Origin of the sequence: Nocardia sp. alder85J, assembly GCF_020176955.2 — a bacterium.
Classification (GTDB): domain Bacteria; phylum Actinomycetota; class Actinomycetes; order Mycobacteriales; family Mycobacteriaceae; genus Nocardia.
Genome location: NZ_JAIUCZ020000019.1, coordinates 1 through 24,080, shown reverse-complemented (window position 1 = coordinate 24,080; position 24,080 = coordinate 1). Strand labels below are relative to the sequence as shown.

General features: G+C 68.5%; 20 protein-coding genes, 1 tRNA gene and 1 pseudogene. 10 read left to right on the top strand and 12 right to left on the bottom strand.

Features of this window, described 5'->3' with window-relative positions; all coding sequences use genetic code 11:
- Positions 1–11: 11 nt before the first annotated feature.
- The 3 genes from LBW94_RS42555 to aceE all read right to left on the bottom strand — a co-directional run bounded on the left by LBW94_RS42555 (position 12) and on the right by aceE (position 5,424).
- Positions 12–935: an ACP S-malonyltransferase gene (locus tag LBW94_RS42555; protein ID WP_225060388.1), complete on the bottom strand. Its 924-nt coding sequence runs from the start codon at positions 933–935 to the stop codon at positions 12–14.
- 128 nt (positions 936–1,063) lie between these two features.
- Positions 1,064–2,332, bottom strand: coding sequence for a PucR family transcriptional regulator (locus tag LBW94_RS42550; RefSeq protein ID WP_225060389.1), 1,269 nt, complete (start codon positions 2,330–2,332; stop codon positions 1,064–1,066).
- A gap of 185 nt (positions 2,333–2,517) precedes the next feature.
- A complete protein-coding gene (aceE, locus tag LBW94_RS42545) occupies positions 2,518–5,424 on the bottom strand; it encodes a pyruvate dehydrogenase (acetyl-transferring), homodimeric type (RefSeq protein ID WP_416277068.1) in 2,907 nt (968 codons plus the stop codon).
- Between the two features lie 247 nt (positions 5,425–5,671).
- On the opposite strand from aceE, the gene LBW94_RS42540 reads away from it, so the two are divergent.
- The 6 genes from LBW94_RS42540 to LBW94_RS42515 all read left to right on the top strand — a co-directional run bounded on the left by LBW94_RS42540 (position 5,672) and on the right by LBW94_RS42515 (position 9,845).
- Entirely contained in the window at positions 5,672–6,232 is a 561-nt protein-coding gene (locus LBW94_RS42540) for a hypothetical protein (protein WP_225060332.1), read from the top strand.
- Positions 6,233–6,348: 116 nt separating this feature from the next.
- Entirely contained in the window at positions 6,349–6,771 is a 423-nt protein-coding gene (locus LBW94_RS42535; RefSeq protein ID WP_225060391.1) for a DUF3052 domain-containing protein, read from the top strand.
- 75 nt (positions 6,772–6,846) lie between these two features.
- Positions 6,847–7,311 carry a peroxiredoxin gene (locus LBW94_RS42530; protein ID WP_225060333.1) on the top strand — a complete coding sequence of 155 codons (465 nt, stop codon included), beginning with the start codon at positions 6,847–6,849 and terminating at the stop codon, positions 7,309–7,311.
- Positions 7,312–7,378: 67 nt separating this feature from the next.
- A tRNA-Val gene (locus LBW94_RS42525) sits at positions 7,379–7,453 on the top strand.
- Between the two features lie 250 nt (positions 7,454–7,703).
- Positions 7,704–8,894, top strand: a complete 1,191-nt coding sequence (locus LBW94_RS42520; RefSeq protein ID WP_225060334.1) for a Fic family protein — start codon at positions 7,704–7,706, stop codon at positions 8,892–8,894.
- Positions 8,895–9,182: 288 nt separating this feature from the next.
- Positions 9,183–9,845 carry a Wadjet anti-phage system protein JetD domain-containing protein gene (locus LBW94_RS42515; protein WP_225060392.1) on the top strand — a complete coding sequence of 221 codons (663 nt, stop codon included), beginning with the start codon at positions 9,183–9,185 and terminating at the stop codon, positions 9,843–9,845.
- A 125-nt stretch (positions 9,846–9,970) separates the two neighbouring features.
- On the opposite strand, the gene LBW94_RS42510 is transcribed toward LBW94_RS42515, so the two are convergent.
- Positions 9,971–10,909: an AraC family transcriptional regulator gene (locus LBW94_RS42510; RefSeq protein ID WP_225060335.1), complete on the bottom strand. Its 939-nt coding sequence runs from the start codon at positions 10,907–10,909 to the stop codon at positions 9,971–9,973.
- Between the two features lie 114 nt (positions 10,910–11,023).
- Between LBW94_RS42510 and LBW94_RS42505 the strand changes: the two genes are divergently transcribed.
- Entirely contained in the window at positions 11,024–11,515 is a 492-nt protein-coding gene (locus tag LBW94_RS42505) for a DUF1772 domain-containing protein (RefSeq protein WP_225060336.1), read from the top strand.
- A gap of 21 nt (positions 11,516–11,536) precedes the next feature.
- Here LBW94_RS42505 and LBW94_RS42500 read toward each other — a convergent pair whose 3' ends face one another.
- Positions 11,537–12,424, bottom strand: a complete 888-nt coding sequence (locus LBW94_RS42500; RefSeq protein WP_225060337.1) for an alpha/beta fold hydrolase — start codon at positions 12,422–12,424, stop codon at positions 11,537–11,539.
- Positions 12,425–12,599: 175 nt separating this feature from the next.
- A complete protein-coding gene (locus LBW94_RS42495; RefSeq protein ID WP_225060338.1) occupies positions 12,600–14,156 on the bottom strand; it encodes an MFS transporter in 1,557 nt (518 codons plus the stop codon).
- Between the two features lie 105 nt (positions 14,157–14,261).
- On the opposite strand from LBW94_RS42495, the gene LBW94_RS42490 reads away from it, so the two are divergent.
- The gene (locus LBW94_RS42490) at positions 14,262–14,957 is read left to right on the top strand and encodes a TetR/AcrR family transcriptional regulator (protein WP_225060339.1); all 696 of its coding nucleotides are present in this window, start codon (positions 14,262–14,264) and stop codon (positions 14,955–14,957) included.
- On the opposite strand, the gene LBW94_RS42485 is transcribed toward LBW94_RS42490, so the two are convergent.
- From LBW94_RS42485 to LBW94_RS42460, 6 genes are all read right to left on the bottom strand, one after another.
- On the bottom strand, positions 14,904–15,347 hold the full coding sequence (locus LBW94_RS42485) for a Uma2 family endonuclease (protein ID WP_225060393.1): 444 nt from the start codon (positions 15,345–15,347) through the stop codon (positions 14,904–14,906). The genes LBW94_RS42490 and LBW94_RS42485 overlap by 54 nt on opposite strands.
- Before the next feature lie 107 nt (positions 15,348–15,454).
- Positions 15,455–16,432 carry an alpha/beta hydrolase gene (locus LBW94_RS42480; RefSeq protein ID WP_225060340.1) on the bottom strand — a complete coding sequence of 326 codons (978 nt, stop codon included), beginning with the start codon at positions 16,430–16,432 and terminating at the stop codon, positions 15,455–15,457.
- An 85-nt stretch (positions 16,433–16,517) separates the two neighbouring features.
- The gene (locus LBW94_RS42475; protein WP_225060341.1) at positions 16,518–16,976 is read right to left on the bottom strand and encodes a pyridoxamine 5'-phosphate oxidase family protein; all 459 of its coding nucleotides are present in this window, start codon (positions 16,974–16,976) and stop codon (positions 16,518–16,520) included.
- Positions 16,977–16,983: 7 nt separating this feature from the next.
- On the bottom strand, positions 16,984–18,582 hold the full coding sequence (locus tag LBW94_RS42470; RefSeq protein WP_225060342.1) for a FadD3 family acyl-CoA ligase: 1,599 nt from the start codon (positions 18,580–18,582) through the stop codon (positions 16,984–16,986).
- Between the two features lie 13 nt (positions 18,583–18,595).
- The gene (locus tag LBW94_RS42465; protein WP_225060343.1) at positions 18,596–20,092 is read right to left on the bottom strand and encodes an aldehyde dehydrogenase family protein; all 1,497 of its coding nucleotides are present in this window, start codon (positions 20,090–20,092) and stop codon (positions 18,596–18,598) included.
- A gap of 352 nt (positions 20,093–20,444) precedes the next feature.
- Positions 20,445–22,511, bottom strand: a complete 2,067-nt coding sequence (locus LBW94_RS42460) for a 3-hydroxyacyl-CoA dehydrogenase NAD-binding domain-containing protein (RefSeq protein ID WP_225060344.1) — start codon at positions 22,509–22,511, stop codon at positions 20,445–20,447.
- A 230-nt stretch (positions 22,512–22,741) separates the two neighbouring features.
- Here LBW94_RS42460 and LBW94_RS42455 point away from each other — a divergent pair, with 230 nt between their 5' ends.
- Positions 22,742–23,371 carry an MspA family porin gene (locus LBW94_RS42455; RefSeq protein ID WP_225060345.1) on the top strand — a complete coding sequence of 210 codons (630 nt, stop codon included), beginning with the start codon at positions 22,742–22,744 and terminating at the stop codon, positions 23,369–23,371.
- Positions 23,266–23,892: pseudogene (locus LBW94_RS44315) on the top strand (MspA family porin); the annotation flags it as partial. The gene LBW94_RS42455 and the pseudogene LBW94_RS44315, both read left to right, overlap by 106 nt.
- Positions 23,893–24,080 lie beyond the last annotated feature (188 nt).

Sequence of the window (24,080 nt, the reverse complement as noted above, 5' to 3'; positions counted from 1 at the left end):
CGCGAGGAAAGCTAGCTGGTTGCCGAGACTCGAGACAACTCGTGCAACGCGGCAATGTCTTCGGGGGCCTTCAGGGCGAGGTTCGGAGTGCCCTTCAGCTCCCGCTTCGCGATCCCGATCAGGGTGCCCGCCGGTGGCAACTCTGCCACCCCGGAAACCCCTGCGGCGCGGACGGTCTCGGTGCACAGATCCCACCGGACCGGCCTGGTCACCTGGGCCGCCAACTTCTCGATGGCGTCCTCGCCCGTGGTGACCGGGCTACCGTCGTAATTAGACAGTAGAACGCGCGTCGGTTTGCTGGGAGTTATCTGAGAAATCGCTTCGGTAACGGCGTCCTGGGCCGGAGCCATGAACGTCGTGTGGAAGGCGCCGGCCACCGGCAGCGCTCGCACGCGTGCCTTTTCCGGCGGGTCGGCGGCCAGTTCGGCCAGTGCGTCCAGCCGGCCGGCCGCCACGATCTGGCCGACCGCGTTGCGGTTGGCCGGAGTCAGGCCCAACTCCTCGAGCCGGGCGAGGACGACGCCCTCATCGCCACCGAGCACCGCGGACATGCCGGTCGGCTCGAGTGCGCATGCCTTGGCCATCTCCGCACCGCGGAGGGCGGCCAGGCGTACGGCGTCGTCGGCGGAGATTACCCCGGCGACGGCCGCAGCGGCGAGTTCGCCGACGGAATGTCCGGCGACGATGGTGTCGGCCGGCAGTGCCTCCGGCGGAATCTCCGCGAAGGCCAGCAGCGCGGCCGCGACCACCAGGGGCTGGGTCACCGACGTATCGGTGATCTCCTCCGCGGTGGCCGTGGTGCCGAGTCGAACCAGGTCCAGCCCGGTCGACTTGGACCACAGTTCGAGACGGTCGCGCGCACCGGGGAGATCGAGCCAAGGCGCGAGCATGCCGGGTGTCTGAGAGCCCTGTCCTGGGGCGAACAACGCGATCACGTCCTCAAGAAAACACCTTCGGGACCCGATTCGGAGATGTCGACGCGAATGAAGCTTGTCGGCGGCTTTTGTGTGGACCCCACAAAACGGCACGTGGGTCACCGCCATCGACGGCCTCGGCGCCGTCGTTACAGGTGACCTTCGGAGTAGGTGACGACAGGGTCCTCTGTGGCGGATGACGACGATTCGTTACGAGTTCGTGTCAAACGGCCCACTGTTGCCGCGACTCGGAGTACGTACGCGTCCCGTGGATTCATCGGATCCCGGCCGCTGATGTCGGCGATTCGCTTCAGCCGATAGCGCACGGTGTTTGGATGAACGAACAGCTGCCGGGCGCAGGTCTCCACGGCTCCACCGCAATCGAGATAGGCATCGAGGGTGTCGGACAGCGCCGACCCGGCGGCGGCCAACGGTAACACGAGATATTCGTTGAGGGCGTCGATCGCGGCACGATCCCCCAGCAGCGCACGCTCGGGTAGCAGCTCGGCCGCGTGTACCGGCCGCGGCGCCCCCCGCCAGCCCACCACGGCCTCCATCCCGGCCATCGCCTCCACCGCGCTGATGTGCGCGGCCGACAGCGTACGCATGGTCGGGCCGATCACCACCGGGCCCTCGGAGAACGCCTCCGCCAGCAGATCCGCCAGGAACGGCACCGGATAGCCAGCCTCGCCCAGATTGCCGCTGACCACCATGACCAGCCGTGACCCCTGCACCACCGCCAGCGCCGAGCGGCCGTGCCGGGAGGCGATGGTGTGCACCGAGCCGACCACCACCTGATCCTTGGGCGGGGTGCCGACCATCACGGTGGCGGCCGCGGTGGCGTCCCAGTTCAGGGTCGCCGCCCGCGACAACATCTCCGGCCCGGTGTCTCCACGGACAACGGCGTCGACCACCAGGGCCTCCAGCCGCGTGTCCCACGCACCACGCGACTCGGCCGCGCTCGCGTACACCGAGGCCGCCGCGAAGCCCAATTCGCGGCCGTAGCGCAGGACCGCCTCGGTCAGCGCGACCAGTTGCCGGTCGTTGCGGGCCAGCGCCGGCAGCCACTGCTCGAAGAAGTCCATGGCCACCCGGACCATATCGACGGTCTGGCGCAGCGTCAGACGCCGGGCCAGATCCTGCGGGATCACCTGGAAGGCGTCCAGGCTGAAGCGGATGTCGCTCTCCGGATCCTGGAGCCACTCCAGGAAGTTCACCACCGCGGTCTGCACCAGCATCTGCACACCCGCCCGTTGCGCGGCGTCCAGGTCGCCGAAGAACGGTAACCGGTCCTCCATGGAGGCGATGGCCTCGGTGGACAACCGCCCCGAGAACTGCTTCACCCGCTTCAGCAAGGTGTCCGGCAGCGGATCGCGAGCCTGCGGATTGGGCGAGAGGGCGCCGGTGGGGAGATACACCTCGTGCTCGGATGAGGTGTCGTCGATCCGGCGCGGCCGCGGCGGTTTACGTTCCACTTCTCGATTTTCTCCCGCGAGGGTAGCCCCAGTGCATACCCCCAGGTCGTAGGCGTGCCGGACTGGGAAGGCAGAGATGGCGCGCCGGACCGGCTACTCCGGCGGCCCGGCGCGACCCACCTCCGGTTCTACTCCTCGCTGCTGGACAGCGACTTCGGCGCGGCGTCGACGTCGTGGATGCGGTACCGCTCGGCGGCCTGGTTGACCAGGGCCGGATGCAGTTTGCCGGTCCGGGCCAGCGCGGACAACGCCGCCAGCGCGATCGACTGGGCGTCGACGTTGAACACTCGGCGCGCCGCCTGACGGGTGTCGGAGAAACCGAAGCCGTCGGTGCCGAGCGTGGTGTAGTCGCCGGGCACCCACTTGCGGATCTGGTCCGAGACCGAGCGCATCCAGTCCGAGGCCGCGACGAACGGTCCGGCGTTGCCCTCGGCGAAACCGGGGGCCTGCGACAGCGCCCTGGTCACATACGGTACGCCCGGCTCCGCCTCCGGGTGGTGCAGGGCCGCGATCTCCTTGGCCAGCGCCTCTTTTCGCAGTTCGCTCCAGGAGGTCACCGACCAGACGTCGGCCTGCACGTTCCAGTCCTGGGCCAGCAGTTCCTGCGCGCGCAGGCCGTCGGGCACGGTCACACCGGCCACCAGGATCTGGGCGCGCAGCTCGCCGTCCCCGCCGCGCTTGTAGAGATAGATGCCCTGGAGCAGACCCTCGATATCCACATCGTCCGGCTCGGCCGGCTGCGGGTACGGCTCGTTGTACAAGGTGATGTAGTAGTTGATGTTCTCGCCGCCGAACCCGTCCGCCGCCATCGCCGGATGCGTGCCCGGCAGCGCCGTCGACTCCGGCGCCGGCTGCCCGCCGCCGTACATGCGCCGCAGGCCGTCCCGCACGATGTGGGCGATCTCGTAGGAGAACGCCGGATCGTAGGCGATCATCGCCGGATTGGTGGACGCCAGCAGCAGCGACTGGCCGTCGTTGTGCTGCAGGCCCTCACCAGTCAGCGTGGTGCGCCCGGCCGTGGCGCCCAGGATGAAGCCGCGGGTCAGCTGATCGGCCGCCGCCCACAACCCGTCGCCGGTGCGCTGGAAACCGAACATCGAATAGAAGATGTAGAGCGGGATCATCGGCTCGCCGTGCGTGGCATAGGAACTGCCCGCCGCGGTGTACGACGCCGTCGACCCGGCCTCGTTGATGCCCTCGTGCAGGATGTGCCCGATCGGGCTCTCCTTGTAGGCGAGCATCAGTTCCGCGTCGACGGAGGTATACAGCTGGCCGTTGCGGTTGTAGATCTTCAGCGACGGGAACCACGAGTCCATGCCGAAGGTACGGGCCTCGTCCGGGATGATCGGGACGATCCGGTCACCGATGTTCTTGTCCCGCAACAGCTCCTTCATCAAGCGCACGAACGCCATGGTGGTGGCGACGTTCTGCTTGCCGGAACCCTTGCGCACCGAGCGGTAGGGCTCGTCGCCGGGCAGCTGCAACGGCTTGGCCGTCGAGCGCCGCTCCGGCACGAAGCCGCCGAGGGCACGGCGGCGGTCCAGCAGGTACTGGACCTCCGGGGCGTCCGGACCCGGGTGGTAGTACGGCGGCAGATAGGGATCCGCCTCCAGCTGCTCGTCGGTGATCGGGATGCGCTGCACGTCGCGGAAGGCCTTCAGGTCGGCCAGCGTCATCTTCTTCATCTGGTGCGTGGCGTTGCGCGCCTCGAAGTGCTTGCCGAGCCCGTACCCCTTGATGGTCTTGGCCAGGATCACCGTCGGCTGGCCCTGGTGTGCCAGCGCCGCCGCGTAGGCCGCGTAGATCTTGCGGTAGTCGTGGCCGCCGCGCTTGAGGTTCCAGATCTGCTGATCCGACAGACCTTTCACCAACTCCTTGGTCCGCGGGTCGCGGCCGAAGAAGTGCTCCCGGACGTAGGCGCCGTCGTTGGCCTTGTAGGTCTGGTAGTCGCCGTCCGGGGTGGAGTTCATCAGATTGACCAGTGCGCCGTCGCGGTCGGCCTGCAACAGCGCGTCCCACTCACGGCCCCAGACCACCTTGATGACGTTCCAGCCGGCGCCGCGGAAGAACGACTCCAGCTCCTGGATGATCTTGCCGTTGCCGCGCACCGGACCGTCGAGACGCTGCAGGTTGCAGTTGATGACGAAGGTCAGGTTGTCCAGGGCCTCGTTGGCGGCCACCTGGATCAGGCCGCGCGACTCCGGCTCGTCCATCTCACCGTCGCCGAGGAACGCCCAGACGTGCTGATCGGAGGTGTCCTTGATACCGCGGTCGTGCAGATAGTGATTGAACCGGGCCTGGTAGATGGCGTTCATCGGGCCCAGGCCCATCGACACCGTGGGGAACTCCCAGAAGTCCGGCATCAGCCGCGGATGCGGATACGACGACAGACCGTGCCCGGGACCGCCGTGGCTGTATTCCTGGCGGAACCCGTCCATCTGGGCCTCGGTGAGGCGGCCCTCCAGGAAGGCGCGGGCGTAGATACCGGGGGAGGCGTGGCCCTGGATGAAGACCTGATCGCCGCCGCCGGAGTGGTCCTTGCCGCGGAAGAAGTGGTTGAAACCCACCTCGTACAGCGCCGCCGACGAGGCGTAGGTCGAGATGTGGCCGCCCACACCGATACCGGGCCGCTGTGCCCGATGCACCATGACGGCGGCGTTCCAGCGGATCCAGGCGCGGAAGCGGCGTTCGACCTCTTCGTCGCCGGGGAACCACGGCTCGTTCTCGGTGGGGATGGTGTTGACGTAATCGGTGGAGGTCAGCGCCGGGATCGCGACGTGACGCTCACCGGCGCGCTCGAGCAACCGCAGCATGAGGTAGCGCGCGCGTCCCGGGCCCTCGCGGTCGAGCATCTCGTCGAAGGATTCCAGCCACTCGACTGTCTCCTCCGGATCGATGTCCGGTAGGTACGACGCCACCCCCTCCCGGATCACGCGTACGCGCGCACCGGCGGGCCGCGCGTGCGCCGACCCCTGGTCGGCTGTGGCGCCGTTGGCGGTGGAGCTCGACGACATCGGGTGCATCAGGTCGGTCAAAATTCCATGCTCCTCGTACAAGGGTGGACAAGCGGATGGCTCTAACCCCGGTCGGCTCCGTTGGTGCGCGGGCCGGCCGATGCTGGACAATGGTTGGGGCGCACCTCACATCCTTCCCGATGATGCGGCCCAGGTCATCATGACAGTAGGAAATCCAGTACGGTTCGCTAGGCAAGCTGCGCCGGTGATGAAACATGGTCGGCGCCACGACAGGACACGCTCGAGTGCCTTTCGAGGAGCGGGGAGGATGATGGGACTGCTCAACCCACGAGGGTTCGGGCTGGCATGTGCGATCGCGGCGGTCGCCGGTGGTCTCGTGATAGCAGGGTGTTCCAGTTCGGTGCACGGCACGGCGACGGTGAACCAGGCGGACGCCGCCTCCTACCGCACCGAGATGGCGTCGTCCGTGGCCGCGGCCAGTTCGTCGCGCAAGGCAGCCGCGCAGACCAAGGCGATCGGTGACAACTGCAATCCGTTCCGGGATACCACCAGCGTGGCGGTGACGAAGTACAACGACTTCGTCGACGCGCACGACTCCAACGCGCCGGACCAGGACGCCAAGCGCGACGACGCCGCGCAGACGCTGGAGGACGCCGCGCGCACGGTGGAGAGCCGTGTCAACTCCGCCGCCGATCTGCTGCCGCCGGACCTGGCGCAGAAGTTCACCGACTATGTGTCGGCGGCGCGCGATCTGGCGTCGGAATCCCGCAAGATGAACTACACCTCCCCGGTCGGAGCGCTCAACGACGCCAGCAAAAGGGTGAACGACGCGCTCAACGCCGTGCGGGGGGCGTGCCCGGCCCGCTGAGATTCGCGCTGATACGCGACATTTCGGGGCGGAATTGGGCGGATCGGCTTGCGCTGAGGCGCATAACCATGTTCGCTTGCAACTACATATTGTCGGGAGTTGAGGAGGAGACCACCGTGGTCGCCGCGGCGGACGCGCAGAACTACGCTCAGAAGCTTGGCATCTCACATGGCATGGCGGTTCAGGAACTGGGCTGGGACGAGGACACCGATGACGAACTCCGATCGGAAGTCGAGGAGGAAATCGGCTCCGACCTGCTGGACGAGGAGACCGACGAGGTCGTCGACGTCGCCCTGCTCTGGTGGCGAGACGGTGACGGTGACCTGGTCGATGCCCTCATGGACGCCATCGGGCCGCTGGCCGACGATGGAGTGGTCTGGGTACTGACACCCAAGACCGGTCACTCCGGGCACGTCGATCCCAGCGAGATCGCCGAATCCGCACCCACCGCGGGCCTGACGTCGACCACACCGGTGAGTCTCGGATCCTGGACCGGCACCAAACTGATGCAGCCCAAGACGCCCTCGAAGCAGCGCTGAGCCCCCTCGCGACTAAGGTTTCTCCCGGGGCGGGCACATCCCGCCCCGCGAACCCGAGACGAGAGGGGAATCCGCATGCCGCTCGAAGTGGGCACGGTCGCGCCGGATTTCACGCTGAAGGACCAGAACAACCAGGAGGTCAGCCTCTCCGCCTACCGCGGGGAGAAGAGCGTCCTGGTGGTGTTCTACCCGCTCGCCTTCACCGGCATCTGCCAGGGCGAGCTGTGCAAGGTGCGTGACGAGCTCCCCAAGTTCCAGAACGACGGCGCCGAGATCCTGGCCATCTCGGTCGGCGCGTCCCCCACCCACAAGATCTGGGCCGCCGAACAGGGCTACACCTTCCCACTGCTGTCCGACTTCTGGCCGCACGGCGCCGTCGCCCAGGCGTACGGCGTCTTCAACGACGCCACGGGCTTCGCCAACCGCGGCACCTTCGTGGTCGACAAGGACGGCATCATCCGCTTCGCCGAGATGAACGCCCCCGGCGAGGCCCGTGACCAGGCGGCTTGGGAGAAGGCGCTCGCTGCGTTAGATTCGTAAACCACCGCGGGCGTGTGCCCCACGGTTACCCTCTCCGCCGCGGGCCGTCACCCACCGGTGGGGATCCGGACGTATAGCTCAGCGGTAGAGCACTGGTTTTACACACCAGCGGTCGGGGGTTCGATCCCCTCTGCGTCCACCAGGAATGTGCTACGGCATCGGCGTTCGAGCGCGGGACACTCGACCGCCCAGAACATTCGTTCGTCGATATCCAGCGTGCTGCACTGCGATCTTCGTCGTCGGCAATTGCTGTTCCCGGGCAGAACGCAACTATCACACCTCTTACTTGCGTTTTGTGGTGCCAAACGCAAGTATGGGCAATCGTAGTTGCGTTTGAGAGTAGTAAGCGCAGCTATCCGGGCTCGTCATGTGTGAATCTGAGCGGAGACAGCATGGAATGGCCGCGTCACCGGGTCGAGCAGCGTGTGTGGACACCGCGTCAGCGACAGGGGTCCAGGGCGGATCGCACCCTGCACTCGATCACGGTATCCATCCCGGCGTCGATCGCTGAGCTGGATTATGACCCGACAGGAGCGGTCGGGCGCGCGCACGAGGCGGCGCTGATCGCCATCGCCGGTCTGGAGGCAGGCTTCGGTGAGCATCTGGCGCCGCTGGCCGACTTCTTGCTCCGTAGCGAGTCGGTGGCATCATCGAAGATCGAGCACATAGACGCCGGATGGCGGGCGTTCAGCAAGGCGGTGGCCGGCGGGAAAGCGAGTAACGAAGCGAAGGCGCAACTTGCCGCGGTGCGAGCACTGATCGCGCTGATTGATGCGGCCGGAGCGGGGCCGATCACACTCGTTGACCTACTGGCAGCCCACCGATTGCTCATGGCGCCGGACTACTACGCCGCTCGCGATGCAGGACAGCTGCGCGACGTCCAGAATTGGATCGGCGGAAGCGACTACACACCGCTCCATGCGGCTCATGTCCCGCCGCCTCCGGAACTGGTACCGGATTTGGTCGACGACTTGCTGGTATTCGTCAATCGCACCGATCTGCCGATCTTGGCTCAGGCGGCCATCGCTCACGCTCAGTTCGAGTCGATCCACCCCTTCACCGACGGCAACGGACGGATCGGTCGTGCCCTGATCAGTGCTGTTCTGCACAGGAGAGGGCTGACGCGGAAAGTGACTGTTCCGTTGGCGTCGGTCATGCTTGCCGACACGGCCGGATACTTCACTCACCTGGACCGATACCGAGACGGTGAAGTCGATGAATTCGTTCGGTACGTCTCGGTGGGTGCCCTGCATTCGACCGAGGCGGCAAAAGAGGCTGCCCAGGCGCTCGCCGCACTTCCGGCTCGCTGGCGCGAAATGGCGCGTCCGAGAGCCAATTCGGCGGACGAGGCCCTGCTTGCCGGACTGCTCGATACTCCGATTCTCAACGTGGACAACGCACAACAGATCGCAGGGACCGTGGAGACCAGCACCTACCGTGCCCTCGGCCGATTGACCGAAGCGGGTGTTCTCGAAGTCATCTCCGACAGCAAACGCAACCGGATCTGGGCCGCTACCGATGTTCTCGCCGAACTGGACGTCTTGAGCGCTTCGATCAGCAGGCGGGTCGCGGGACAGGTCTGAGTGTCTTCGGAGAGTTGGTATTCACCATGGACGTTGCCGCAGGTGCCCCGAACGAGCTCGACCCCGCCGAATAATGCGCGCCAGGGCTGGTTCGAAACATACCGGCTGTAGTTGCCGATAGCATGCTCGAAGTCGCCACGTCGAATCGGGGATCTGCCTGGTGTGGTGACGACAGGGGGTTGCGGGTATGTCGACAGGCGTCCTTCCCGTCATCCACAGGTTTGATAATTTCTCGGGACTCGGGACGACTCCGCGCTGACTGCAACCGACCAACGGCATTTGATCGCAGTGAACACCTGGCTCAGCCACCGGCAGGGGACTGCGGTGCCGATGCGCGAACGCTCGCTGGAAATTTTCCACGACGAGAAAGTCCTCGACACTGTGGTACTGGGCCCGTTGTTTACGCCCGGTCGGCTGACCTGGCAACTGCTCGAAGCCTTCCCATGCTGGCCGCCCGTCGAACAGACCATCCTCGGCGATGGTGACTGGCTGATCATCGAAAACTTCACCACGTACCATTCCATCAGTGCTCGAGCTCGCGAAGCCGGATTTCAAGGGCGGACCGTCTGGGGCTCTGGCGATCAGGTGGCCACTCGATTGTCTGCACTGGCCGATTCGCCGGCGCCACAAAGGCTCTGGTATTTCGGCGATATCGATGCCGGCGGATTCCGGGTTGCGCGATCAGCCGTCCGACGTGCCGATCTGTTGAGACTACCGCCTCTGCGTCCCGCATACGGGCTCTACCGCATGGCATTCGATGGCGGCAAAGCCCGGAACGACAAGACGAATCGGCCCAGCGGCGAGGCGCTGCAATGGATCCGGGACTGGCTCGACGGGCAACTCGGCTCCGCTGTTGCGGAGTTGGTCGGCCAGCAGCGACGGAAAGTGCAGGAATACGTCGGAAAGATGCAGTTGTCGGACAGTGCCATCGACGACTGGTTTGCCCTTTGACCTCGAACTGGTCCGGTCGTCATCACATGATCGTTGTCCAGCGGCAAACGCGGTGGCCACTGCGTACGCAGCGTGTCCGGTGCCTCGGGCAGGCCCGTTCCATCGGATGGCCGGGGCGCTGGCACTCACGAATTCGCTTGCCGATAGTCCTGCGGACTCACTCCCCGGACCCTCTTGAACGCCGCGCTCAGGGCGAAGGGGGTGGTGTAGCCGACCTTGGTGGCGATGGATTCCAGTGTGGTGTTCGGGTTTTCGAGGAGGAGGTCGGCGGCGAGGGAGAGGCGCCAGTTGGTGAGGTAGGTCATGGGGGGTTCGCCGACGTGGGTGGTGAAGCGGCGGGCGAGGGCGGCTCGGGAGATGCCTATTTCGAGGGCCAGGGATTCTATGGTCCAGGGGTGGGCGGGGTTGTTTTCCAGGAGGCGGAGGGCTGGGCCGGCTATCGGGTCGGATCGGGCTCGGTACCAGGCGGGGGTGGGGGTGTCGGGGCGGGCGAACCAGGTGCGGAGGACGGCTATCAGGAGGAGGTCGAGGAGGCGGTCCAGGACGGCTTCCTGGCCGGGGTCGTCCTTGACTATTTCCTCGCGGAGCAGGGGGATCAGGTGGGATTGCCAGGCGTCGGCGGGGAGGACCAGCAGTGGGGGGAGGGCGGTCAGGAGGCGGCGGCTGATTTCGCCTGCGGTTTCGTAGGTTCCGGTGAGCATCACGGTGTCGCCGTCGGGGTCGTTGCCCCAGGTTCGCACGCCGAGGTCCATGGTTTGGGACAGGTCGGTGCCGTCGATGGTGGTGCAGATCTGGCCGGCGTGGATGACGATGCTGGGTGGAGAGGCGGGGTCGTCGCAGACGGTGTAGGGGTCGGGGCCTTTCGCTATTGCCACGTCGCCCATGCCCAGGTGGACGGCGGGGGCGGTGGCGGGGAGGATCCAGGCGTGGCCTCGGACCACCGCGATCACCGAGACGGGGGCCTGGTCCTCGATGCGCATGGACCAGGGTGGGGTGAGCATCGAGCGGAGCAGGAAGGCTCCGCGTGCGCGGGGGCCGTCGAGCAGGGCGGCTAGGGCGTCCATGCCGGTGACGGTAGTGGGTGCATGCGTGAGAAGGTCATTGGCGTGGACGATCGCGTATGGGGATGCGACTGTCGGCCATGGAGGGTCTCGGGGGATCGGCTCTGTAATGAGTGCATGACCATCGACAATGCTTTCGTTCGCGGGCTGGTGCTCTATACGGCGATCACCAGTGGGTTGTGCGCCGGGATCTTCTACGCGTTCTCCTCGTTCGTCATGCGGGCACTGGGTCGGCTACCGGCGGATCAGGGGATCGCGGCGATGAATTCGATCAACAAGGAGGCGCCGACCTTCTGGTTCATGTTCGTGCTGATGGGTACGGCGCTGACCGGTGTGGTGCTGGGGGTGTACGGGGTGTTTCATCTCGGGCGGGCGGGGGCGGTGTGGTTGATCGTGGGGGCGGTGGCTTATCTGGTCGCTGTCGTGATGACCATCGTCTTTCATGTGCCGCGCAACGATCAGCTGCTCGGAATGGATCCGGATTCGGTTGCGGCGGCGGATTATTGGCGGAGTTATCTGTCGGAGTGGACGTGGGGGAATCATCTGCGGGTGCTCGGGCCGCTGGTGGCCGCGGTGGCGTTCACCGTGGCGTGGCGGCAGTCGCGGTAGCTCGGCTCGGGGCCGAACCGTTCACCGCACACCATCCACATGTGTGCGGATGGCCGCGGCGACGGCGGACGGGGCCTCGGATTGCGGGAAGTGGCCGACTCGGGGGAGGACGGTGGTGGCGGCGGTGCGGCGGGACAGGACGCGGTCGAGGACGTGCTGGCCGGATACCGGGTCGGCCGGGCCCCAGATCAGGTGCAGCGGTTTGTCGAAGGTGGTGAGGGCGGCCTCCCAGCGGGGGTGTTGGGTCGCGCGTTCACGGTTGTAGCGGATGAGCCGCCAGGCCAGCTTGTGACCGTTGTCGCGGGACATGCCGACCCACAGTTCGGCGAATTCCGCGTCGGTGAGCTTCACGTCGCCCCGCACGGCATCGAGGGCGCGGCGGAGCAGCCGGGGATTCAGCGCGTTCGAGATCGCTCGGCCGAGTACGGGTGTGATGAGCAGGCGCTGGCCCAGCGTGGGCCGGTAGGTGTCGTAGGCGATGCCGCCGTTGAGCAGGACCAGCGACTCGACGGTGAAGGGCAGAGCGCCGGTGCGGCGGCGGTCCAGTAGCTCCTGGGCGACGGTGTCGCCGTAGTCGTGGCAGATCAGATGTGCGGCACCGAGATTCAGGTGGGCCAGCAGGTCCTCGACGGTGTCGGCGGACTCGGCCACGGTGAACTCGTGGCCGCGCGGCTTGTCGGACGCGCCGTAGCCGAGGAAGTCGACGGTGATCACGTCGTGGTCGCGGGCCAGTTCGGTGGCCACCGGGGCGTAGTCGTAGGACCAGGTGGGGAAGCCGTGCAGCAGTAGCAGGATCGGGCCGGTACCGCGGCGGCGGTAGTGGATGCGGTGCCCACTATGGGTGGTGAAATGGTGGCCCTCGGTGATCCACGCTGCCGCGGTGGGTACCGCGGGGACTGCTGCCGTCATCGTTCCCCCTCTGTCGGTCCGGATCTGCCGCCTCACCGTAACGCCTCGGGGCACCGGAAAAGGGTGCGGCGCGAGGGGAATGTCCAGCAAGGGGTGCGAGGGCCGAAGTATCACGCTGGCAACGGATTTCGGACCGCCGCGGGGCCCGGCCATCGGGGTCTCCGGTCGCCGTCGGTCAGCGTCCGGCGCCGGGTTCCGGATCCGCCAGGCGTTCGGCGTGGCGGGTGTCGGGGGCGGCGAGGGTGGCGACGACGCCGAACGCGGCGACGATCGCGAGGGCCGCCATGGCCTGGTGGATACCGTGCATGAAGGCGTCGATCGCGGCGGCGGTCAGGGGTGCGGCGGTGGGACCGGCATGCGCGGAGACGGCCAGCGCGCCCGCGAGCGAGTCGCCGACGGGGCCACGGACCTGCTCGGGGAGACCGGGCAGGATCGCCTGGATGCGGTGGTGGTATCCGGCGGCGAGCACGCCACCGGAGACGGCGATGCCGATGGCCGCACCGATCTCGCGGGCGGCGTCGTTGACCGCCGCGGCGACACCGTGTTTGGCGGTGGGGGTGGTGCCGATGATGACGGCGGTGGCCGGGGTCGCGCACAGACCGATCCCACCGCCGGCGAGCGCCAGCGGCAGCACGATCGCGCCGTACCCGGTGTGCGGATCGAGCCGGGTCAGCAGGTACAGGCTGACGGCCATCGCGGCCAGGCCGGCGACGGTCAGCCAGCGCAGCCCCACCCAGCGCATCAGCGTGGGCGCGATCACGGCCAGCGGGAGCAGCGGCACCGCCATCGGCGCCACGGCGAGGGTGGAGCGCAGCGGGCTGTAGCCGAGGACCAGTTGCAGATATTGCACCATCAGCAGGGCCAGCGCGAAGGTGACCAGGAATTGCAGCATCAGCGAGAAGACGCCGGTGCTGAAGGCGCGATGCGCGAACAAACGGACCGGGAGCAGCGGCCGGGTGGTGCGCAGTTCGATCACCACGAACAGCACCCCGGCCACCACCGCGCCCGCCAACAGCGCGATGGTCAGCGGTGCGCGCCAGCCGTATTCGGGCGCCTCGGTGAGCCCGTAGACCAGCAGGCCGACCGTCGCCGCGGAGGTCACCGAGCCCGGCAGGTCGATGCGGGGATGGTCGGGTTCGCGCGAGCCCGGCATCGCGATCGCGGCCACCGCCAGCGCCGCGGCGACCGCGGCCAGCACCACGAACACCGAGGACCAGGACCAGAAGCGAAGCAGCAGACCGGATCCCACCAGGCCGATCACGCCGCCGGACCCGGCGACCGCGGCCCAGATGCCGACCGCCCGGCCCCAGTGCTCCGGCGGGAACACGCTGGTCAGGATGGACAGCGTCGACGGCATGACCAGTGCCGCACCGACTCCGGAGATCATCCGGGCCACGATCACCCACATCGGGTCGTGCATCGACAGCGCGAGCACCGAGCCGGCGCAGAACACCACCAGGCCCGCGATCAGCATGCCGCGGCGGCCGTAGCGGTCGCCGAGCGCGCCGGCGGGCAGCAGCAGGGCCGCCAGGACCAGGGTGTAGCCGTCGACCATCCAGGTCAGCTGGCCCTGGGTGGCGCCGGTGACGGTGGCGATCTCCGGCAGCGCGGTGTACAGCGCCGCCATCGAGGCCATCACCAGGCCCACGCCCAGGCAGGAGACGATCAGGGTCCAGCGGCGCCGCCAGGCCGCCGGCGTGCCGGGGCGCACGTGTACTTGTTGGTCGGTCACAGCGCCTCCACAGTTTCGATACCAATGGTATCGCTTCGCTACTTTCGGTAGCGTAGCGACTGCCCGAGGCGAGGGAAACCCTCGGGCACTGTGATGTCCGGCAGGATGGAAGTGATGAGTCGAGCCCCGCTGCTCCCCGGTGATTCCGAGTCGGTCGATCCGCGCAAATTGCGATCGCGGGATCGGCTGCTGGCGGCCGCGACGCAACTGCTGGCCTCCGGGGGGATCGAGGCGGTCACCGTCGAGGCGGTCACCCGGGCGTCGAAGGTCGCGCGCACCACCCTCTACCGCAACTTCGGCAACAGCGCGGGCCTGCTGGCCGCCGCCTTCGAACGGCTGCTGCCGCAGGTGGTTCCGCCCGCGCCGGACGGTACCGTCGAACAACAACTGACCGAACTGCTGATCGCCCAGACCGCCGCCATCGAGCAGGCGCCCGCGCAGCTGAGCACCCTGGCCTGGATGGGCCTCGGGATCGGCCCCGCCCCCACGGCCCCCGACGGCCGCTCCCCGATGGTGAACTCGTTGCGCGCCAGCGTCATCGAGCACTACCGGGTGCCGTTCGACCGGGTCCTGGACACGCCCGCCGCCCGCGCCGAACTCGGCGACCAGGACCGCGTCTTCGTCCTGGCCCAGCTCCTCGGCCCGATCATCTTCCTGAAACTGACCGGCCTGCGCCCGGCCACCCCCGCCGACTGCGCCCGCATCGTCCGCGACTTCCTCGCCGCCCGCCGCACCCGCCGCCCGGACTCAGCGCACGAGATCGGTGAGCCGCTCCCAGTCGATCTGGATCCGGATCGGTAGGTCGACGGCGAATCCAGTGCCCGGCTTCAGGATCCGGGCCGGCCGGTAGTGGCCGACGCCGTGGTCGAGAGCGTAGGTCTCGATGCCGGTGACCTCGGTATCGGACACGCTGACCAGCCAGTACCAGGGGATCCCGGCGGCCGCGTACTCGTTCATCTTGTCCAGCCGATCGGTTTTCACGTGACTGGGTGAGATGACCTCGACGATGACCTTCAGATTGCGGGCCGGAACCGGACGGACATCCGGCGGCACGCAGTCGAACAAGGCGATGTCGGGCCGCCGGATCGTGGCCCGGGGTACCTCGAGCATGATGAGCAGCCGATGGATCGCCTTCTGATGTGCCCGGCTCGGCGACTCGCCGCGCACGGCGTCGCCGTTGACGACCTCCACCAAGCGGCAGAAGTCCTCGGGCAGTTCCCGCCAGATGTCGAGCGTGATCGGTTCCGGCTGATGTTGTCGGGTCGAGCCCAGTCGAAGATCGCGACCATGCCGCGATTCTATGCGTCCGCACCCCAGCATTCGGTGAGGAAGAGGCGGATCTCGCGGGTGCGTTCGGCGTCTTCGGGGGCGCGGCCGAGGAAGCCGCCGTGGGCGGCGGCCTCCCAGACGTGCAGGGCGGCGGGGATGTCGGCGGCGCGCAGGGCGCGGTGCAGGCGGACGGTGTCGGACAGCAGCATGTCGCGGGTACCGGACAGCAGCAGGGCCGGGGGGAAGCCGCGGCTGAAATCGCCGAAGACAGGGGACAGGTAGGGGTTGCGGCGGTCGTGGTCGCCGGCGTAGAGGGCGGGGGTGGGGGAGTGGTCGAGGAGGTTGTCCAGGCCCAGGTTGGTCTGCCAGGTGTCGCCGGATTCGGTGAGGTCGGCGGCGGGGGTGGCGAGGACGACGCCGGCCGGGAGGGGCAGGCCCTCGTCGCGGGCGCGCAGGACGGTGGCGGCGGCCAGATTGCCGCCGGCCGAGACGCCGCCGATGACGATCTCGTGGGGTTCGCGGCGCCGCAACAGTTCCCGGTAGGCGGCGACGCAGTCGTCGAGGGCGGCGGGGTAGGGGTGGTCGGGGGGCATGCGGTAGTCGACCGACCAGCAGTGCCGGCCGATGCGGTGGGCGTTGTCGATGCCGCGGGCGCGGCACAGTTCGCCGCCGCCCTGGATGAAGCCGCCGCCGTGGATCTCCAGATAGGTGCGGCGGTCGCCGGGGTCGACGCCGGGCGGGGTGATGGCGTGGACGCGGGCGGGACCGACCGGGATCTCCTCGACCTCGGCGGGGGCGCCGGAACCGGGGGCCATCCGCAGGGTGCGGGCGTCGAGATCCGCGATCAGGGTGCGCCAGCCGTCGGGGTCGTCCAGGGCGGGCCACGACGGGGACGGGGCCAGCGGGCCGAGCGCCAGGATGGCCTGCGCCTGTTCGCTGACGGACACCGGAACCGGGATGTCCCGGGCGGGTAGATGCAGCACGGCGCGGGCATCGCTGTCGGTCACTGCCGAACTCCTTTGAGAAGCACAATCCGAATCAGGAGAATATCATTCTTGACCGGTTGGATACGGAGTCCGGCGGCTGCCGTGGTTATCCGGTCCGGGTGGTGATCCGGCGGTTGTCCCAGGTGAGCATGCGGGGGTCGGGGACGAAACGCAGATATGCCATCTGCGCGTAGTGGTCGCGGGTGGCGTCGGGCAATGCCTGCTGCGGGGTGCGGAAGGCCGCGTACTTCTTCTCGATGCTCTCCGCGATCCGCTCGGCCTGCGCCGGATCGTCCACCTCCGTGATCTCGCCGGAGAGGTGCACCGCGCGCAGTTCCGCCCACAGTTCACCGGTTTCCACCAGGAACGAGGCCCGCGGGTCGCGGCGGATCCGGGACAGTTTCTTCGCCGAGCGCGGGGTTTGCAGGCAGATCGCGTGGTCGAGCACCGTGAACCAGACCGGCAGCGTCACCGGCCGGCCGTCGGCGGTCAGGGTGGTCAGGATGCCGGTGTGCGACTGCGCCAGCATCTCCCAGGCCTCGTCGGGGGACAGGCGGATACCCATGTGCCATTCACCTCCGGTGTGCTGCGTCCGCGCGGGACAGGCCGCGTGCGAGCAGTTCGTCCTTGCGGATCTTACCCAACGCATTGGTTGGTAACGCGGGGCAGATCTCGACGTACCGGGGCGCCTTGTAGTTGGCCATTCGCGCACGCGCCCAGGTGATCAGCTCGTCGGCGGTGACGGTGGCGCCGGGACGCGGCACCACGAAGGCCATGCCGACCTCGCCCAGCCGGGTATCGGGGAGGCCGACCACGGCGACCCGGGCCAGTGCCTCGTGGCCGAGCAGCAACTCCTCGACCTCGGCGGGGTACACGTTGAAGCCGCCGACGACGAACATCTCCTTCATCCGGCCGGTGATCATCAGATAGCCGCGCTCGTCCAGGCGGCCGAGGTCGCCGGTGTGCAGCCAGCCCGCGCCGTCGATCGCGGCCGCGGTCGCCACCGGATCGTCCAGATAGCCGGTCATCAGGTGGTAGCCGCGGATGACGATCTCGCCGTGCGCGCCGGGCGGCAGTTCCGTGCCGTTGCCGTCGACGATGCGGATCTCGGTGCCGGGCATGGCCTTCCCGGCGGTGTGCGCGATGGTGTCGAGGTCGTCGTCCGCGCGGCACAGCGAGGCCGGCCCGTTGGTCTCGGTGAGGCCGTAACCGCTGAGGACGGTGGTGAAGGTCATCTCGTCGCGCAGCCGCCGGATCAGGTCCACCGGGATGGTCGCCGCGCCGATCACGGTGGCGCGCAACGAGGTCAGGTCGTAGCGGTCCCGGTCGGGGCTGTCGAGCAGATCCTGGAGCAGGGTGGGCGGGCCGGGCAGCAGGGTGATCCGCTCGCGCTCGACCGTCGCCAGCACGGTGTCCACATCGAACACCGCCATCGGCACGACGGTGGCCCCGCGCAGCAGCGTGGCCAGCCACCCGGCCTTGTAACCGAACGAGTGGAAGAACGGCGTGATCACCAGTTGCCTTCCGCCGGAACGCAATCCGACGATATCGCTCCAGTCGTCGTAGAGCCGCAGCAACCGGCCGTGGGTGCTCACGGCGCCCTTGGGCCGGCCGGTGGTGCCGGAGGTGAACAGGATGTCGCACGGGTCGTCGGGCCCGACCGAGGCGATCCGCGCGGTGGCGGCGCTCTCCGCGACCAGGCGGCCGTCGCCGAGATACCGGTGCCACGGGACATCCTCGCGCGCGGGGCCGTTCATCACGACCACCCGGATCGGCTCCGGCAGCGCCGCCGTGTGCTCGGCCAGCAGCTGCGCGAAGTCGATGCCCAGGAAGTCGTTGTCGGTGAACAGGATCCGGGCCCCGGAGCGGGCCAGCACGTCGGCGGCCTCGGCGCCCTTGAAGCGGGTGTTCACCGGCACCACGACGCCGCGGGCGCCGAGGATGCCCAGGGCGGCGAGGATCCACCGATAGCCGTTGGGGGCCAGGATGGCGGCGCGGTCGCCGGGCAGGATGCCCGCCGCGAGCGCCGACCGGGTGGCCTGCACGATCGCGGTGGCCAATCGTGCGTAGGTGATCCGGATCTCGCCGTCGACCACCGCTTCCTGATCGGGGTGTGCGGCGGCGACGCGCAGCAGCCGGGCCGGGATGCTGCGGTCGGTGTCGTCGATCATGGTGTGGCGCAGTTTAGTCGGTACGGACCCAGACGGCCTTGGTGGTGAGGTACTGGCTCAGCGCGTCCGGCCCGTTCTCGTGGCCCCAGCCGCTCATCTTGTAGCCGCCGAACGGGACCGCCGGATCGAACAGGTTGTAGGTGTTGACCCAGACCGTGCCGGTGCGCATCAGCGCGGCCAGCCGATGCGCGTTGCCGAGGTTCGTGGTCCAGATACCGCCCGCCAGACCGAATTCGGTGTCGTTGGAGCGCTCCGCGACCTCCTCGATCGTGTCGAACGGCAGCAGGCAGCCGACCGGGCCGAAGATCTCCTCGCGCACCACCGCCATGTTGTCGGTGACGTCGGCCAGCAGGGTCGGCGGCACGAAGTACCCGTTCGCGAGCTCGCCCTCGGTGATCCGGGCGCCGCCCGCGAGCACCTTCGCCCCGGCCTCCTTGCCGATGTCGAGATAGCCGGTGACGCGGGACAATTGGGCCTGGGAGACCAGCGGCCCGATCCGGGTCTCGGGATCCAGGCCCGCGCCGACCCGCAGTTTCGCGGCGTAGGTCGCCAGCGCCGCGGAGAACTCCTCGAAGATGGCGCGCTGCACGAAGATTCGGGTGCCCGCGCAGCACGCCTGGCCGGAGTTGCCGAACACGCCCATCGCGACGCCGGGTACCGCGCGCCGGAAATCCGCGTCCGCGAACACGACATCCGGTGACTTGCCGCCGAGTTCGAGGGTCAGCTTCTTCAGATTGCCCGCGGCGGCGCGCACGATCGCCTGACCGGTGGCGGTCGAACCGGTGAACGCGACCTTGTCGACCCCGCGATGCTCCACCAGCGCGGCGCCCGCCTCGCCGAAGCCGGTGACGATGTTCACCACACCGGCGGGCAGGTCGGTCTCCGCGAGCAGTTCGCCGATCCGGAGGGCGACCAGGCTCGCCTCCTCGGCGGGCTTGAGCACCATCGTGCAGCCGCTGGCCAGCACCGGCGCCAGCTTCCACAGCACGTTGTTGATGGGGCTGTTCCACGGGATGATCGACGCGACCACGCCGACCGGTTCGTGCAACGTGTAGGTGAGGATCTGCCACGGCATCGAATTCGGCAGGGTGCGACCGTGGATCTTGGTGGCGAAACCGGCGAAGTAGCGCAGCACCTCGACCGCCTTGTCCGCGCCGGCGCTCGGATCGCGGCCGATCGGCATGCCCATGTCGGCGGATTCCAGCCGCCGCAGTTCGGCCATGTCGGCCTGGAGGACGTCGGCGATCTGCCAGATGATCGACTGCCGGGCCGCCGGGGTCAGCGCGCGCCACGGGCCCTCGAACGCCTGCCGGGCGGCGGCCACCGCCGCGTCCACATCGGCCGGGTCGCCCTGCGCGATCTCCGCGATCACCGTGCCGGTGGACGGATCGATGCTCGGAAATGTTCGGCCGGAAGCGGATTCGACCCACTCGCCGCCGATCAGCAGGCGCTTGGGCCCCCGGGCCAGAAACGGCAGTGACTGTCGATCGAGTGCGGCGTTCGTCGGCATGGAAATCCTCTCTCGCGAGCGCCGCACGTCGCCTCGCGCCCGTGCGGCCACCATAAAAGAGAGTAAGCGCTCATCTAGTTATTGGCCACGGTTTGCGTCATCCGGTGCGGACCCCGCCGACAGTGCCGCGCGCGAATGCGCGCCGGCCGGACATCGCGGCCGGGTGACGCCGATGCGCCGCGCGGCCACCGGGAGGCGTCCGGGCAGCGGTCGATGTGTGCGGCGGCGGGAGAAAAGTGCGGCCGCCGGGCAGCCGGAGGCGTCCGCGGCCGCCGGACACGCGGCCGCGGGCACCCGGGCAAGCCGACGTGCCGGGCGGCGGGATCTCCGCCCGGCCGAAGGCGTCACCGGCTCAGTCGAAACTGCCGCCGGTTTCGGCCAGCCGCACCAGCAGCGGCGCGGGCTCGTACTCCTCGCCCTCGTGGAACCGGCGCAGCGCGGCGACCACCGTGGGCAGTCCGACCCGGTCGGCGTACCACATCGGCCCGCCGCGATGGCGCGGGAAACCGTAACCGGCGAGGTAGACCACGTCGAGGTCGGAGGCGCGCTGGGCGAAGCCCTCCTCGAGGATGCGGGCGCCCTCGTCGGTCAGGGCGAGCACCAGCCGCTGCACGATCTCGTCCGGGTCGAAGGTCTGCGGCTTGGTGCCGTGCTTGTCCCAGTAGGCCGCCAGCAGATCCGCGACCACCGGGCTCGGCTTCGGGGTCCGGCCGTCGTAGTCGTACCAGCCCGCCGCGGTCTTCTGGCCGTAGCGGCCCAGTTCGCACAGCGAGTCGGCGATCTCCTCGCGGGGCGCGTCCGGATCCTCGGCGTAGCGGCGCTTGCGGATCGCCCAGCCGATGTCGTTGCCGGCCAGGTCGGCCACCCGGAACGGACCCATCGCGAAACCGAAACCCTCGATGGCGGAATCGATCTCGGCCGGTGTCGCACCCGCGCGCAGCAGCGCGAAGCCTGCCGCCCGGTAGTTGTACAGCATCCGGTTGCCGATGAAACCGTCGCAGACTCCGGCGACCACACCGGTCTTGCCGATGCGCGTGCCCAGGGTCATGGCGGTGACCAGCACGTCGTCGGCGGTACGGTCGCCGCGCACGATCTCCAGCAGCTTCATCACGTTCGCGGGGCTGAAGAAGTGCAGGCCCACCACGTCCTCGGGCCGGGAGGTGACCGCGGCGATCGCGTTCACGTCCAGCGTCGAGGTGTTGGAGGCCAGGATCGCACCCGGCTTCACCACCTCGTCGAGCTTGGTGAAGACGGTGCGCTTGACGTCCATGTCCTCGAACACGGCCTCGATGACCAGATCGCTGTCGGCCAGGTCGGCGTAGTCCAGGGTCGGGGTCAGCAGGGCCATGCGCTGTTCCAGGACCTCCGGGGCGAGTTTGCCCTTGTCGACCTGGATCTGATAGTTGCGGCGGATCACGCCGAGCCCGCGGTCCAGCGCCTCCGGCACGGTCTCCAGGATGGTGACCGGGATGCCGACGTTGAGGAAGTTCATCGCGATGCCGCCGCCCATGGTGCCGGCGCCGAGCACGCCGACCTTCGCCACCGGTCGCGGCCGGACGTCGGGGCCGATGCCCGGGATCTTGCGGGCGGCGCGCTCGGCGAAGAAGGCGTGCCGCAGCGCGGCGGACTGCTCACCGGCCACCAGGCCGGTGAAGATGGCGCGCTCGGCGGCCAGGCCCTCGTCGAAGGCGGTGGTCACCGCCGTCGCGGCCAGATCGAACGCGGCGATCGGGGCGAGGAAGCCGCGGCTGCGCGCGACCAGGGCGGCCCGCTGCGGCGCGGCGGCCGCCGGATCACCGGCGGCGATCAGGTCGCGGACCCGCGGTAGCGGGCGGGTCGCGGCGATCTCGGCGGCGAAGTCGATGGCCGCGGCCACCGCGTCGGTGTCCACCACCCGGTCCAGCAGTCGCTGCCCGTCGATCGCGGCGAGGACGCGGGCGGTTCGCGGTGCGCCGCTGGTGATCATGTCCACGGCCGTCGCGAAGCCGAGTGCGCGCGGCAGGCGCTGGGTGCCGCCGGCACCCGGAACCAAGCCCAGATTGACCTCTGGCAAACCGAGTTTGCTGGCGGCGGTGGCGACCCGGTAGTGCGCGCCGAGCGCCAATTCCAGCCCGCCCCCGAGGCAGGTGCCCTCGATCGCGGCGACCACCGGCTTGCCGGCGGCGTCCAGCGCGGCGATCACCTCGTTGAGCGTCGGCGCGGCGCCGGACTTCGGGGTGCCGAATTCGGTGATGTCCGCACCCGCGGAGAAGAAGCCGTTGCCGCCGGTCAGCACGATCGCATCGATGCCGGAATCGTCGAGGGCACTGCGCAGTCCGGACACGATACCCTCGCGGGTGCTGTGCCCGAGCCCGTTGACCGGGGGATTGTCGATGCGGATGAGTGCGGTGCGGCCCTGCGTCTCGTAATGGATGGCCATGCTGTCGTCTCACTTCCTGACTCGGTGTAATAGTCATACCACCCAGCGAGAATGGCATTCTCGAGAGTTGCGGCCGGGTAGGGTACACAGTCGGGGTCCGCTGATGCCAGTTAATATCTAGCATTCACATTGAACGCGCAGGTTGCTGACAGCTTCCGTTCATCTGTGGGTGTGAGCGTGGGCGGCGTTTGCTGACAGTGTCGAACGTTCGAAACCGATGAAGGTAACTTATGAAGGTAAATGAGTCCGGTGGCCGCAGGGCCGCCGGTGCGGGGCTGGGGTTTGCCGCGATGCTGTTCGGTTGCGCGGCGGCCATGACATTCGATTCCGCGGTGGCGCAAGCGGATACGTTCGTGCCGCTGCCCGACGGCGAGCAGTCCCTGACGACGGCGACGGGGGTTCGGGTGGACCTCACGCGCTCCGGCGAACATGCGACCATCTCACCATCGATCGCATCCAACGGTCTGTCGCGCACGGCGAGTATGTCCGCGACGGTCTTCGCGACCATCGACGGCGCGACCTCGGGCAATCTGGTCACCGGCTACGTGGTGGGCTGCCAGGTCGACCTGTCCGGCGGCGTCACGATCGGCGGTGACATCTACATCTCGCCGAATTCGGCCTATCCCGAGATCTATCCCAACATCAATCTGGTGCCCGGTGGCGTGGCGACCGTCAAGTTCGACACCAAGAAGCTCGATCCGACGGCGGGGGCGGTCGGTGTCGCCTACGCCGATCGCGCCGTCCAGGTCAGCGGATGCGCCGGATACGCGCAGGCGCGGGCCTTCAGCACCCTGACCGTGAAGAACGACAGTGGTTCGGCCGAGGTCACCCTCTACGGCCAGCCCTTCAGCATCGGATGAACGACATGTCTGCCACGACGAATGCGACGGGGACGAACGGGATGGGGCGCAACGGGATGGGGAAACGTGGTCCGGCCGTACGCGGGGCACTGGGCACGGCGTTCGTCGCCCTCGCCAGTGTGCCGATGCTGGTGGCCGGTGTCGGCACGGCACAGGCCGACACCCAGGTGGGGCTGCCCGACGGGCACATTCAACTGAGCACCCGCGACGGTCTGACCATCGAGGTGGACCGCAGCGGTGAGCACGCGACCCTCTCCGGCTCGCTGGCGGCCAACCCGCTGTCGCGCAACGCCTGGGTGTCCGGCGTGACCTCGGTGCACGTGACCGCACCGGACGGTGTCAAGGTGACCGGCGGCCGGATCGAGACCGGCTACCTGCTCGGCTGCCAGATCGATCTGGGCAGCGGCGTGCACGCCGAGGGCAGCGGCGATTCGGCCGGACAGGCCGAGCAGAAGGGCCCGGGTGGTGCGGGCGGTGACCAGGGCGGCCCGGCCGATCAGGGTGGTGGTGACTCCGGCGGTGATTCCGGGGGCGGCGCCGCCACCGAGATCGCCTGTCCGGTGATCGGCCCGCTCTGCTCGCGGGAGGCGAGCAGGACGTAGGAACCGGTGAAATCGCGGGGGTCGGTGTCGCCCCGGAACGCGCTGCTCAGCGCGTCACAGGCGAACATGGTCTGCCCCGACTTCACCGCCGCCGGATCGAGTCCCGG